Source organism: Pseudomonas sp. NCHU5216 (genome assembly GCF_052156495.1).
Taxonomy (GTDB): domain Bacteria; phylum Pseudomonadota; class Gammaproteobacteria; order Pseudomonadales; family Pseudomonadaceae; genus Aquipseudomonas.
This window is the reverse complement of sequence record NZ_JBQLIX010000002.1, coordinates 140,777-153,994: the sequence shown is the minus strand read 5'-3', so window position 1 is coordinate 153,994 and position 13,218 is coordinate 140,777. Positions and strand designations below refer to the sequence as shown.

General features: G+C 57.2%; 16 protein-coding genes. 13 read left to right on the top strand and 3 right to left on the bottom strand.

Features of this window, described 5'->3' with window-relative positions; all coding sequences use genetic code 11:
- Positions 1-514 precede the first annotated feature (514 nt).
- Both ACSVIK_RS02475 and ACSVIK_RS02470 read left to right on the top strand, forming a co-directional pair.
- Positions 515-1,228 (top strand): hypothetical protein, encoded by a 714-nt coding sequence (locus ACSVIK_RS02475; RefSeq protein WP_442442794.1) that lies wholly within the window; start codon positions 515-517, stop codon positions 1,226-1,228.
- A gap of 197 nt (positions 1,229-1,425) precedes the next feature.
- Positions 1,426-2,412 carry a DUF4238 domain-containing protein gene (locus ACSVIK_RS02470; protein WP_442442793.1) on the top strand — a complete coding sequence of 329 codons (987 nt, stop codon included), beginning with the start codon at positions 1,426-1,428 and terminating at the stop codon, positions 2,410-2,412.
- Here the strand turns inward: ACSVIK_RS02470 and ACSVIK_RS02465 are convergent.
- On the bottom strand, positions 2,409-2,927 hold the full coding sequence (locus tag ACSVIK_RS02465; protein ID WP_442442792.1) for an RNA chaperone Hfq: 519 nt from the start codon (positions 2,925-2,927) through the stop codon (positions 2,409-2,411). The two genes, ACSVIK_RS02470 and ACSVIK_RS02465, sit on opposite strands and share 4 nt — an antisense overlap.
- 371 nt (positions 2,928-3,298) lie before the next feature.
- The gene (locus tag ACSVIK_RS02460; protein WP_442442791.1) at positions 3,299-4,093 is read right to left on the bottom strand and encodes a 3'-5' exonuclease; all 795 of its coding nucleotides are present in this window, start codon (positions 4,091-4,093) and stop codon (positions 3,299-3,301) included.
- A gap of 542 nt (positions 4,094-4,635) precedes the next feature.
- Here ACSVIK_RS02460 and ACSVIK_RS02455 point away from each other — a divergent pair.
- From ACSVIK_RS02455 to ACSVIK_RS02405, 11 genes are all read left to right on the top strand, one after another.
- Positions 4,636-5,412, top strand: coding sequence for a hypothetical protein (locus tag ACSVIK_RS02455; RefSeq protein ID WP_442442790.1), 777 nt, complete (start codon positions 4,636-4,638; stop codon positions 5,410-5,412).
- A gap of 216 nt (positions 5,413-5,628) precedes the next feature.
- Positions 5,629-6,432 carry a hypothetical protein gene (locus ACSVIK_RS02450; RefSeq protein WP_442442789.1) on the top strand — a complete coding sequence of 268 codons (804 nt, stop codon included), beginning with the start codon at positions 5,629-5,631 and terminating at the stop codon, positions 6,430-6,432.
- Positions 6,433-6,447: 15 nt separating this feature from the next.
- Positions 6,448-6,747, top strand: coding sequence for a hypothetical protein (locus ACSVIK_RS02445; protein WP_442442788.1), 300 nt, complete (start codon positions 6,448-6,450; stop codon positions 6,745-6,747).
- A gap of 64 nt (positions 6,748-6,811) precedes the next feature.
- Positions 6,812-7,138 (top strand): hypothetical protein, encoded by a 327-nt coding sequence (locus tag ACSVIK_RS02440; protein ID WP_442442787.1) that lies wholly within the window; start codon positions 6,812-6,814, stop codon positions 7,136-7,138.
- A gap of 223 nt (positions 7,139-7,361) precedes the next feature.
- Positions 7,362-8,528, top strand: a complete 1,167-nt coding sequence (locus tag ACSVIK_RS02435; RefSeq protein WP_442442786.1) for a hypothetical protein — start codon at positions 7,362-7,364, stop codon at positions 8,526-8,528.
- Positions 8,529-8,712: 184 nt separating this feature from the next.
- Entirely contained in the window at positions 8,713-9,348 is a 636-nt protein-coding gene (locus tag ACSVIK_RS02430; protein WP_442442785.1) for a hypothetical protein, read from the top strand.
- Between the two features lie 127 nt (positions 9,349-9,475).
- Complete coding sequence (locus tag ACSVIK_RS02425; RefSeq protein ID WP_442442784.1) at positions 9,476-9,952, top strand: hypothetical protein; 477 nt, start codon at positions 9,476-9,478, stop codon at positions 9,950-9,952.
- A gap of 180 nt (positions 9,953-10,132) precedes the next feature.
- On the top strand, positions 10,133-10,573 hold the full coding sequence (locus ACSVIK_RS02420) for a hypothetical protein (RefSeq protein ID WP_442442783.1): 441 nt from the start codon (positions 10,133-10,135) through the stop codon (positions 10,571-10,573).
- A 153-nt stretch (positions 10,574-10,726) separates the two neighbouring features.
- A complete protein-coding gene (locus tag ACSVIK_RS02415; protein WP_442442782.1) occupies positions 10,727-11,797 on the top strand; it encodes a hypothetical protein in 1,071 nt (356 codons plus the stop codon).
- A 78-nt stretch (positions 11,798-11,875) separates the two neighbouring features.
- On the top strand, positions 11,876-12,241 hold the full coding sequence (locus tag ACSVIK_RS02410; protein WP_442442781.1) for a hypothetical protein: 366 nt from the start codon (positions 11,876-11,878) through the stop codon (positions 12,239-12,241).
- A gap of 18 nt (positions 12,242-12,259) precedes the next feature.
- Positions 12,260-12,538, top strand: a complete 279-nt coding sequence (locus tag ACSVIK_RS02405) for a hypothetical protein (RefSeq protein WP_442442780.1) — start codon at positions 12,260-12,262, stop codon at positions 12,536-12,538.
- A 14-nt stretch (positions 12,539-12,552) separates the two neighbouring features.
- On the opposite strand, the gene ACSVIK_RS02400 is transcribed toward ACSVIK_RS02405, so the two are convergent.
- Entirely contained in the window at positions 12,553-13,197 is a 645-nt protein-coding gene (locus ACSVIK_RS02400) for an SOS response-associated peptidase (RefSeq protein WP_442442779.1), read from the bottom strand.
- Between the last annotated feature and the right edge of the window lie 21 nt (positions 13,198-13,218).

The window sequence follows — 13,218 nt, the reverse complement described above, 5'->3', positions numbered from 1 at the left end:
AAGCTAAAGAAGCTTCCTGGTTTCTGATAGACATCCATGACTTCCTGAACCTGCCGGCATCCACCAGCGACGACTTGAATTGCCCCTCCTGCGCTCACCCTTTCGCACGTTTGCGAGCCCTCTACGGGGCGTGACTTGCGTCACATTCTCTGAGGGCGACCGAAGCTTTAACACACGCGCCGTTGGTCGACAAACGGACGTTTCATTTCCTCAGTCGGGCTGTGATGCTTTTCTCAGACGTGACGGCGATGTAATATCACCGCCGAAGCCAAGAATTTGGCTCATAAAGTCTGGCGTGCAGGGAACTATCCCGCGGCCGGGCACAGTGTAGAGGGGGAGACTAGGTCTCTCTGCCCAAGCAGTAGCTGGCATTGAAGTGGACCGGGATCTCTCCCGCGCTACTCATCTTGCAGCTCGCTCGCCTTCCACGGGGTGCAGCGCCTGCAATAGAAGCCTTCCACTGCGCAGTCCGAACTCGGGCCCCCCTCTCAAACCACAGTAGAGGGGTGTGTTCATGTGCAGTTCACTGGTCGTGAGCCCTGAGCTCGCAGAAAAGGCAAAGCAAGCTGAGAATGCTGCTTTGCAAGATTTCTATCGCAAGATCGAACCGCTATGCGGGCGCTATACGATGAAGGAAGCAGCCCGGATTGTCGGCATCAGTGCCGGGCGACTGCGGGATATCTCTGTCGAGCAGGGCTTCCACTTTCTTGCTGCAAGTGAACGTGATGACGCCGATCGCCGGCGGATTCGTAAAGACTTTGCAGTTGCACGCCAGACCCGAACAGTTCGTAAGGTTGAGCGTCCTGCACCAGTCATACAACCAGGCCAACTTCGTGTGACACCGCGTCAGGAGCTGGAAGGACGCAAGCTGCTTTGGCAGCGACAGAACGCCTTCTACGAGAAGGTCTGTGCGTTGAGTGAAGTGTTGACCCTCAAGGAAACAGCAGAGCGTGTCGGCGTCTCCGTCCGGTTTTTGAAGAATTTCGCCTATGACTGGGATGTCGACTTCAAAGACGAGCCACGGACCTATTCAGTAGGCAAGGCTGATCAAATTTCACCGGATTCTGAATTCTTCACCCTGGACAGTGGAGATCATCCGGTAAAAAAGCGTAATTCCGCCGGTGGCGAAGAGGTCACTTTCGCTACCCTCGCGAATACATGGCCAGGCCCGTTTCAATCCACGCTGAAAACTGCACCCGCTGCGCGAGACAACCGCGTCAGCCACTAAACGGCGCCCCTATTCCGCCCCTTTATAGACGCTCTTGGCGTCAGGGGGCGGAGGCCTCATCTGGCACCCTTACCTCCCTTCCAAGCTGGCCGTTACTAGAACCTGACTCTGCCGAAGCGCATTACGGCGATTGCGGAGCATTGACAGTCGGTGTTCTCACTGAGAATTTGCCTTCACATTTCTCACGGTGAGCCCACATGTCGCGCAAGGATCTCGAGGCTAAGAAGCGGCATCACTATGTCTGGGCCCACTACCTGGCCCGGTGGGGGCGCGGCACCAAGAACGTGTTCTACAGCACGAAGAATGGGCGGATAGCTCACGACAGCGTTCGAGCGCTCGTGGTCGAGGACTACCTGTACAAGGTAACGCCGCTGACCAAAACCCAGATTGAGGTGATCCGAGGATTCTCACGGCAGAGCCCTAGCGATCTGCATCAGCTCCACATGTCCTACCTGAACGACTTTCTGAAGCTGCAGCAGGTAGAGACCCTCTACTTGAACTCGGGAACTAGGAATCGGGAGGCAGAGGAACGCATCCACGCCCTGAAATGCAACCTGGTCGAGAACCTTCACTCTGTGCACGAGCGAAGCGCTCGTGACGTTCTGGACGCATTGGCAAATGAAGATATCAGTGTGCTGCAGAGCGATCGGAACATGATTGAGTTCATGATCTTCTTCGGCCACCAGATCTCCAGGACGAAGACCTTCAGGGACAGTATTCGGCGAGTCTTCCCGCGCGGGAACCCGACTGAGATCGCCATTGCAGATACCGTTGAGCACGGCTGGTGGTTCATCAGCTACATGTTTGGCATGAGCATCGGCCGCAACCTTTATGCGAGCCGCCGGCATGAAAGGTATGCCCTCCTAATCAACAACACCCAACAGCCATTCATCACTGCGGATCAACCGGTAGTGAACGTGCACGCCTGTGTTTCTGAGACTGAGTTTGTTGCACCTGAGCATGCAGACTTCTTCTACCCGATATCGCCTCGGGTGGCTTTGATGATCTGTGAGTCAGAGAGATTCAAGCCCGGGAAGGTCGAGGTCGACGAGGCGACGGTCATTGAGCTCAATGCTAAGTTAGCGTCCCAGGCCATGGTGCATCTTATTGGCGACAGCGAAGAGGCGATTCGTCCCTACATGAAGCATCTTGGACGTAGACACCAGAAGCCTGTTAAGTGCTAACGATCGCTGCTGTCTTCACAATCCGTACGCCGGCGGCGCTTGGTCACGATCTTCACTGCGGGCTTACTGTCGGCTGCGCCTGCAGGTACAGGAGCAGACTTCGGCTTGGCCGGTTTTGGAGCGCGCGGCTTGGCCGCACGAGGTTGTCTCACTACGCCGGTACCGGCCTCAGCATCCTTTCTGGCTTGTGCTGCCTCGCGCCTGCCGCGCTTTCTGGTGAGATGAGTTCCCTTGCCGCGGTACTCGAGGAAGAGCGGAAGGATCTCTTCGGCGCGGATCAGACTGATATATGACTTGGCGATGAAGCGCACGTCCTTGTTCGAGCGCTTAGGCCCGAGCATGAGCGCCTTTCTATCGTGCTCAACCACCATACCCTGCAGGGCCAGGCCGGATTCCAGGATCACGGTAACCAGGCACTTGTTGCGCTGACAATAATCGAGAAAACGGTCTTGTTCGTTCGTCGATCTGTCGTACTGCGGAGTATATGGCCGCACCTTAGGCGGTTCTGTTGTCATGCGACCGTCCTTGGCGCTGGTCTCATCTGGCATTGTGATAGCTGTGGCTGCGTATTTAGTGGTGAGCGCTATTGCACACATTCTACGGACGAACGCGGTGCCTATGTAGTGCTCGGCGGCGTATCAAGCTGAGCGGTGCCATAAGGATCACGTTGTCAGCAGCCCACGCGGCGACGTTATAGGGGCGCGTGTCGGTCAGGCCAATCCCTTGAGCGAGTCAGATATCCGTCAATATACCCCTAATTGTTGCGCACTTGGTGCAGGGGTCATTGTGGTGTTACGGGAGACATCTGGCAATTTGCCTGTATTGATTTCATATCAGGCAAAGGCAGGATTCGTGCCCGAAGAAGGCAGATATATATCAACCACCGTCAATTGCCGGTCGGTTTCTGCCGACGAGGACACCTGCCGCTGGTAAACCGTCGCAAGTGCTGAAGGATGCCCAGGGCCATTGTCGCATCGGCCAGTGAGCGATGTGCACCTGGTTGGTCGACGCCACAGGCCTTGGCTGCGTCCTTGAGCTTGAGCCAGCGCCAAGACTGCCGGTCTCTGTCCCATTCACCATGCCAGCTCGCGTACAACAACATGGCGCAGGCCGTAGAAAGCTGTGGAGCACGCAAACCGTGCAAGGCATGCGTCTGCTCGATAAGGCGTTTGTCGAATGCCACGTTGTAGGTGACGACTGTGCGATCGGCGACGGCCGCGGCGTAGCGTGCAGCCACCTCTTCCCAAGTGGGCGCCGAGGCGACCATGTCATCGGTGATGCCGTGAATAGCGCTGGCTTCTGCAGGAATCGGCCGGGATGGGCGCACCAGGGTGTCGAGCAGGACGCGCCCGGAAGCATCGAGGACTGTGATCTCGCAGATTTCGTCGCCGGCGCCGAGACCTGTGCTCTCGACGTCGAGTACGGCGCAGTCGGCCTCGAGCAGCTGCAGCGCCTGCGTGGCCACCGCCTGGCGGCGAAGCTGAGCTGGACCAGGCTGCCAACGCCACGGCACGCACTCGGCGGGGTCGTAGACCTGATAAGCGCCCTGCCCTTGCCAGACGCTGCCGGCGGGCTTGGTGTGCGGGCCCGGCATCAATCTATCGGCCTTCAGGCTGCTCCTGCAGAGCAAGCCTTTCGCGGCAGCCTCTGCCGGCGTCAGGTGAATCCTGGTTCGCGCCACGGTGCCTCCTTCTGGCCGATGCCTTCCCTTACCCGGGGATGAGTTTGCATGCACCCTGCGGCCGCTGGCCAGAGCAACAGCCCTTGGTCGAACCGACTTCATTCCTAAACATCAGGCCGGGACCTACCGTCTACAGCATCCTCAGGGGTCATACACACATCATAACGAAGGGTGTCCCGAAGACCTCGCACCCCTCCTGATACCCCCTCGCCCTGATCAACCCCTTTAAGAGCGGCCCCGCTGCCCTGGCCAGCCGCCCGCGCTTGGAAAAGATGGGGAAAAGAAAAGCAAAAGAGGTTGAACAAGGTGTCCGTGCGGGTTTTCAGGTCAACGCAGATCCAACTCGGGCGGTTCGGTGGGTAGGGAGTTTCAGGGGGGAGGAGTCGAGTCCAGATAGTGCTTGGTTATGATGTGTGTATCGCTGGTGGACGTCGTCCGCCGGTGCCGCCCCGTCCATCTTTCGCCTACCCTGTGATTCGGGTTGGCTGATCACGGTGGTCAGCCTCGAACGCGCGCTGCGCGAAAGACGAGGGAACGTTTCCATGTATAGAGTCGCAATAGCCCTGTTCGGACTGGCCCTGATGCAACTGTGGGGCCTGGCCGCGGCATCGACACACTCAGAGCAGGACAGCAAAGAAATAATCGCCGACAACGTCGGACAGTGCGGAAATCGCCCCAGCTTCGGTTGTGAAAGGGGCGCCTGGTCCCTGAACAACAATCGGGAGGCTACGATCGCTTCGTTGAAAGAGGTCGCCACCTATCGTGTGTGCGCCTGGGACGCGAAGAGCACAAATGATATTGCTCTGAACGTACTGGTAGATGGTGAGGTAGCCACCATTGGCGCCCCCAAACGGCCTCTTGTGCTTATGCCGGTGCTGGACACGGTGGCCGAGCCAAACAATGGGGCATCGTGTGTGCTGCTGACCGGGAAGAAGATCGTCTTGCGCGCTGCCGATGGATCTAATCCTTCTCGCACCCCGCGGGGATTTTATGAGCGACTGGGTCCTCAGCCCTTCACCGGTCAGCAACGGCTTGAGGCCCAACCGCCCGAGAGCGGAAGCATTCTATTCCCCATCGCCGTTGCACAATCTACCGGTACCGAAGGCCACCGCCTCTACCGTGTCTGCATAGGTCGATTTATTGGGCCCGCTGATGACACCACAAAGTTTGTTCGCTCTCAGATCGTGGTCGACCAGACCACCATCCAGATGACTACGTCCAGTTGTGTCGATGTGGAAGGCACAACAGTTTCGGGCGAGGCCTGGGGCCCTGGTGGCTCATCACGTGAGCCCGCTGTATCCGGCTTACTTGTCTACTGAAGCACCGGCGGTTGCCAGGCGCCTTCCGCTGCAGACTCGGAACTTCGCGTGGATGTTTTGGCGCAACCGCAGTAATGGTATGTGGGAAACTAGCGGCCTGGTCTAGAGGCAAGCTGCAAACCCGTTATCCTCGCTGAGCACTCAGAAGCTGTTCCGTTCGGAACAGCTCTGCCCAGCAGCTACGGCCAATGCCAAGCCGTCATTAAGGTAGAGAGAATGTCTTTGAAGCGATTGTTCATTACTGCGGCCTGCGCGCTGCTGTTAAGCGGATGTGGTTCCGAGGAGCATGCGGAACGAATTGACACCTTCACGGCCCTGGTTGATGAGGGCAACAGCCTCATCCAGCTGGTTGGAGAATTCCGCGAACAAGCGGCGGGCACTGATGACTTCAGCGCTGCTCACGAAGCTCTGAGCCAAGCAATAGTGCGCAGTGAACACTGGAGGCGCAAACTTGAAGGTCCGCTTTTTGCGGGGGTGAGCCCTCAGGCGATGGCCCCTCTCAAGAACGTGGCCATCTCTCTGCAAGAACAAGTGGACGCTGCAGCAGAGCAGCGAACAGCCTTAGTAGTGGATTCAGCTAAGGCGGGTAACGAGCAAGCGCTGGTGCATCTATTTGGCGATACCTCGCCTCGCGGTTTGTTCGAGTTTGATCTCGATCGCTCGCGCGAAGTGGTTGCTCCAGTTCTCTTGCAGCTTGCACAGAAACCCGGTGCTTCAGCCCAGGTACTTTACCTAGCCGGCAGCCTGGCCCTTGAGGGCAAGTTCGTGCAGCAGGACTTTGGCCTTGCCTCCGCAGCTCTTGAACAGGCATGGAGCACCGGCAGCCTTGCAGCACCTGCGAAACTCGCACAAATATACCTGGCTACGGGCGACGCCCAGAATGCATATCTCTGGGCGATTCGTTGCGTGTCACCCTGTGAAAATGAGCCAAAACTCGACGGCTATCTGAAGCAGGTGAAGCCCGGTGAAATCTTATCTGTGCAAGAACACGCTAATGACAAGGCTTTCCTTCGCTTCTAACCTGAGACCAGCAGCATGCCCATAAGAAAGCTCATCAGCCCTGAGCGAGCCCAGGCTCTTAGCGACCCCGTTGTGATCGGCCTGGCTTTGAGCCTTGCCGTTGTATGCCTCGCGCTGATTTGGACCGTCTTCAGCACCCTCGTGGATTCGGGCCACATTGTGACCTCGATCCTTGTCATGCTGCCCCTGGCAAAAGGCCTCAGCCACTACAGCGAGGTGACCCTTCGCTATTTCCGGCCAGGCTGGTTTATCCCAATTCCCGGCGATGCGCCATCCTCTGATATTCGCGATGAGGGTCCTGCTGCCGGCGCCTGAGAGGCAGCCAGCACTGACGTCCATTGACCCAAGTAAAAGACCTACAACACCTAAGGAGCCCAGGATGAATACCGCCCAAACATTGGCAGGAGACCTGTTCAACCAGCTGAAGGCTGCGATCGACCAGGCAGTTGAACAGGGTAATTTTGCGGTGGCCACCGGCGTAGCAGAGCGCGCCGGTATGCAGGGCGGTCGTAAAGACCCCAGCATCATGGCCTTGGGCTTCACCTACGAGTTTTCAGACGCCACTGACGCCACTGTTACGTTGGTGGTGAAGTCCTGGGATACCAGCTCTCCGTTCCAAATTAAGCCTGACCGGAACAAGATGACTGTCGAACTTGTTAAGAACGGCCAGAAGGTCGACTCCTACACCAACTCTTACGAGGACTGAACAGTCTCTGACTAGCTTCAAGGCTGCACTTGCAGCCTTGTACACACATCTACCAGGGCAACTCTTCAGTCACGCCATCACAACTAAGCTATATACAGCATATATAAGCGACGCCGGCCTCCTCTCCCTGGCTCTGAACTCTAACGAGCCCTTCAAATTCTCTCCATTTTGCTCTATCACTGATACTCTAATTTCCTATCTCAAACGGGCCTCGGAGGCCAGCATGACCCATGAACCCTTTGTAATGAGTGGTGTCGACCGGGCTCAGACATGGGTGAGCATTTGCTCAGCGTCGTGCCAACTATCCGCGGAAGAGTCTGCTGAAATTCTGGTTTCGCTCTGCGGCTTTGGGTCCTGGGAAGTGATGGTCTATGCCATCAACAACCTCCCGCGCTCTCGCTTCGACGACGAGTTACCTCCACAGCAGTTGCAAGCCAGGCTGCAGCGCTACGTCAATATCCTGATCCAGGATTTTGAAATCATTCCACCGGTTGCTCTAGTCATACTCCAGTGCTTGTCCCCATCAAGTCGTGGGGCGTTTAATGAATTCGACCTGAGCGAGCTTGGAAGTGAGGAAGAGCAAGATGATGACTTTGAAGATGAAGTTGACGTGGATGCGTTTGCACAAAATGAAATGTCAGTTGCTCTAGCATTAGGTGCTGAATGTTCAAACGATAGAGTTGCTATTGCGGCCTCACTAACATTACAGGCCAATTGGGAAGGCTGGCTTAAGGTCTTGGACTACTTGGGGTGGAATGCTCAAGAGATCGACTACGAAGATGTACCCATTGGCGAGCCATCTTTGTTAATCCAGGATCACTCTGCATCATTCCCATGGGTGCCTGTATATCTGACAAACAACATCCATGTTCCAGATTTTTCTGGAGAAGTATGCGGGCATCCAACACACCGCCTTGTTCAGTTTGCGTGTCTTGGAAACTTCATGACTGACTGGGCTCCAAAGGGCGCCACAACGTTCTTGATGCTCGCAAGCTGGCCTCAGCTGATCACTGTTCGGAACAAAACCTATTGCTACATCGGGGTAGCGTTTAATTCAGTGAATGGCACTTGGACAGATTTGCTTTTGAATCGAAAGTGTCAAAGCGTCTATGACATGCTCCGCATGAATCAGAAAGTAACCTCTCTCCGCAAAGGTGCTGCTCCGCTTTCAGAGCCAGATGTCTCGTTCTGCAAGCAGTTGGCATTGCGACTGGGTGGTTACGACCCTGAATGTGATGAGCCCGAAGGCTGGGAGTTCTTCGGTATCCCAGTGGACGACGGGCTACTGGTGGCCGCTCTCCCAGTAGGACAGGCCGATGAACGTCTTGAAGGTGACCGCCTGCCGGAGCTGAATGAATACCTCGAGCCAGAGTTCAAGATTCGCCGCTAGCTCCCGGGCCTGGCCACTCTTGATTCGCAACCAGATCCTCACTTAACCTCTAGCCTGGGCCCCTCGGTAGGTCCTGCCGTCCACACTGGCAAAGCCTCGCGCACTATCGTGACTTCACCCGTGGTACCAACCCTTCCAGGGTTCTCCCAGTGGACACAGAATCTGCCTGTCAGAGGCTACCCCCATGCAACAAGCTCCTACCTTCGCTGACGTCCAGAACGTCAAGCACCACGCAAAGCGCATCAAACAAGCCCACCCGGATCTCTCGTACAACAAGCGTCTTGATCGGGCGGCCGCCGAGTTGCTCGGACTGCGCAACTATCACGAGTTGAACCGCAGGTTCCAAGCAGTGATCGATCAGCACCTGGATTCACCAGGTGGCCCCAATGCCATCACGCATTGCCTCTACTGCGACTTCCGCTTCGCCGCTGACCTCAAAGAGGACCAGCAGAAGCATCGCCAGATCCACGAACGGTTCCTGGAGGTTGAGGAACAGACTGGCTATCGGCCGCGCACCTATGTTCAACGGGAGAAGCTGAAGCAGGAAGGCCACACCATCGCTCATGCGGCCGGCACCCTGGATGAACGCGTTGAAGGCGTCCTTATGGTCGTGCAGGGCTGGTTCGAGCGCTCCTACCATGGGCTTATCGCCGACGGGAACGGGGACAAGCATCCTCAATTCGATTCATACGTAGCCATGCTGGCGCCCACCATCGAGGAGCTTTTCCCGGAACTGGCGCCAACGATTGCCGATCGCTACGGTAGGACGCCAGGGGTAATCGCCCGCGGCCAGACCAACTGGCCAGCGCCCATCCGCTAATCCAACTGAGCCCGGCTTTTGCCGGGCTTTTTTCTTCGCCGGCGGCAATCTGCAGTGCTAGGATTGCACGGTGCCAGCCGGCCTAAGGTTGGCCCGGCTGGACATCACAATACGAGGTGGTATCCACATGAACCAGACGGAACTAGCACAAGCACTCAGAGACGCACCCCCTCAGGTACTGGAGGCCCTGCAGGAAAGCCCGGGACTTATGCACCCATCGCTCGTAGGTCAGGAAGAAGCGCTTAGCAAACTGATCGAGAGCAAACACACCGTAAATGAACTTGAACAGACCCTGCGTAAGGTGCAGGCGCGCGATTCCGGATTGACCCTTGATGAGCAAATCCAACTGACTGACGAAGCACGTGAAGAGGCGAACGAGGTAAAAGCCAAAGCCCAACAAGCCGTGCAGAACTTCAACCCGGCCGGTCATGATGAAGATGACGCCGAGTTCATTACCAACGAGATTTACCGCGCCGCCGAGGAAGAAGCAGAAGACATCCTGCTCGCTTCGCCGATGGCCGATGGCCTTACCGAATGTAGGATTGAGGAAGAAGCTGATCTGCAGGAGGACATCATCCGCAAGCTGACCTCTCCCAAGAAGTAACCCTCTCAACATCTCGGGCCGGTGAGACCGGCCCGTTCCGAAAGCTCTCCGTCACACTCTCAACTCAAATCCACCCGGCAATGACGCCGGGTGGTCATAGAATTTGGTGTCGCCACTTTGGCTAGCACCGTTCGCTACCCTGGATATGCTGGCCTCCTCAATCCCAAGGAGGCTTCACCAATGATTTTGAAAGCCCTGTTCTCCACTGCACTGCTATCTGGTCTTGCCTGCGCACTACTCATCGGCATTCATGACGGCGTGGTTTATGACGGCGACCGTCTGCAGGCAATGATGATCGCGGCCGGCCGAGACGCACCTGTCAATGCATACTTGATGGCCCTGCTCGGCGGCCTTGTAGGCGGCGTCCTCACGATGTGCAATCAGCCCAAGCTCGCCGTAGCAGCCGTAGCAGCTTTTGGGGTTCCTTTCTACCTGGGTATCTGTGTGCTACTGACGGGCCCTCTGCTGAACAGCCCAAGCCTATTGGGTGCGCAAACTGCCATCGCCCTCTGTGTGCTTTCTACGGTCTCCTTCCTGGCCGTGTATGCCCTTTTCTTCGTCAACCTGTTCTCAGGACTGTGGAAGCTCCTTCCTGGTGTGCTGGCGGGATTCCGTCGCTAATCAGTGACTAGCGCGGTAGTTGAACGCCCCGGAAGGGGCGTTAATCTGGGCTCACCATATTCAGTCCTCACCCCTGGTCGGGTGGCTGGAGCAACCGTCCAACGGATCTAGCCTTGCAGCAGGTTTCCGGTTGGCGCCAATGAGAACAACTGCTTGATCGATCAACAGCTGAAACCCGTTCAGATTCCAAATCAAACCTATGCGAACGAATGGATAGACCTCTTCCGCAAAGGCATCCCTGAGTTCAAAGACGTCGCTCGAGATACGTTCGTGCGACTCTGTGGTCATCGTTCATGGGGCGAGCTACTGGAAGCCGCGCAGCCCAACGCCACTCTCTTCGACTTCGACCAGCTGCCCGTCGACCAGCGCCTTAGCATGGCCACATCGATGCGGACGATCCTTTCTGACGAGTTTGGAATCAGGGCGGACGTCGCCAATCACCTGGTGTGGACAAATCCACCTGGCAGCAGCTCGCTTTGGCAGATCTACCCGGCTGAGTTCAGCCCAAGAAGACAACGACCCGATGAGCCGGTGGAGGCAAACGTGCACGCGGCGCTCGATCAACTCAACCGGAGCCGCTGCCTGGAAACAACTGAGGGGCAGTCGCGGTTGTTATCCACCGTTCCGAGCGCCCCACATCTTGCTCTTCTCAGGTTTCTTCAGTGGGAAATTGAACCGCTGCCGTCTCCGATGAGGCAGATCGCCCAGCTGCAGTCCGTGGATCAGTTCTACGCTGAGCCAGCTGCCTTTGTTGTGGACAAAGACCTGGGCCGCGTGCCGGTGTTCGTTGCTGGCTTTACCGCCACGCCAGGTACCGCACACGACTCGGTGATGCTGCACTACCTCTCCAGTGCCCTGGCAACCGCCGAGCTCCTCGCAGGCGCTGGTGCGCCAGCACTGGTGCTCTACGAGCGAAGCACCAGCCGCAGGCACAAAGGCAACCACCTCACCTGTTTCGGAGCAGTGGTCTACGACGATACGGTCAAGGATCTGCTGCTCAACCAGTCTTGCCAGCGCCTGAGCGACGTCTTCGTCAACCTGGTGGCCACGTCCATCGACAGCCCACAGATTGCAGACTTCGCCGATAACCAACTTTCACTGCAGTGCATGTTCGAGCGGGCCCGACAGAAGCACCTGTTTCCGGACGGTACAAAGGCCAAGCTTTACCGCGTCGAGGGCGCTTCAGGCTGGAGCGAGATGGTCCTTCGAGCAGATAACGAGTGACGACGCTGGAGCATCAATCTAGTGTGCAATGCGTGGCCAGCGGCCACGACGCCAATCGACCGCTGAGAGGAAATGGTCTTGAACGAAGTCATGATGAAGGACGCAGCTGGTAATGAGCTGCTCGTGGTCCTGGCAGAGAACGCCGGCGCTGGTAAGGGAAAGCGATTCCTGCCACTAGATACCTCGACGATGGTGGTGGATATCGGCTCCTCTACTGCTGATGCAGTACTTCAGGCCGACGGTAGCTGGGAAGTCGATGGACTGGCCAGTGCTGATCTTATTTCTGAGATGGCCGTATCCGCCGAACGATTGTCGCGGAAGGTCTCTTTTCTACCAAGGCAGGTCGAGCGCAAGGTTGCTCGCTCAGTTCACCTGGCGCTCGCACGCACCGGCCAAGTAATCCTGGGCGACGGAACCGTTATTCGCCGCTCCCGCCAACATTGAGTGCGGGAGAGAATTCACATGGGATGGGGATGTCATCCAGACACGCTTTCGATGGCCTCGGCACATCACCAAGCAAAAGACGCTGCAGGTGAAGCGGGAACCCTCAAATACCTGCGCGCCTATCGAGACGCCTATCAGGAAGAGGTTTCCAGAAACCCGATGCGGGGCGGAAGCGAATACATCGCGCGCATCGATGCTGCTATTCATCAATGGTCGGCGGGTGAACAGCCCGATTTCAGCGAAGTGCTGATTCCAGGCATGGTCGGCGCCAGGTCATCTGCGAAGACCTCCAACTGAGCTAGGCCACGCTATCAGCGTGGCCGATCGGCTACCTGCAGGCGATCCGCTGGATACTGCCGCATGAACTCCATGCTGTTCGCCGCCGGCGCCGCCAGCCAGTCTCGATACAATCCCCGCGGCAGGATTACCACCATCCTCTTTTCATCCGTGGGCTTGTGATAGTTGCGCATCAGCGGATGGTCATCTGCGTTGATCGTCAGCATCGTGTAGGAATGCACAACCTCTCCGCTGGGCCCAACCCAGCGCTCCCACAACCCGGCAATCCCCATTGGCTCACCATCTACGCGGCAGATGCGTGTCGGGACGGCTTTACCGCTCCTCCAGTCTGGCTCGTATATCGCAGAGGCCGGAATGATGCAGCGCCGACCATCTCTCCATGCGGCGCGAAACGAGGGCTTTTCAGCCACCGTCTCCGAGCGGGCGTTGTAGGTTCGCCGGGCCAGTTTCTGATCCTTGGCCCAGAAAGGAAGAAGACCGAATACCCCTGCCTGCGCCTCCAGGTCTGGCTGATCCTCCTCCCCAGCGCCTACCTGCAGGCGGCGGATGAAAGGCCCCACATACCCGGGCCATAACTCTGTCTGCACCGGCTCAATCAACTCGGTACCGAACGCAGCCACCAGTTCTGCCGGCGCCGGCGCTTCATATCGACTGCACATAGGTACTTCCTCTCTCGATCC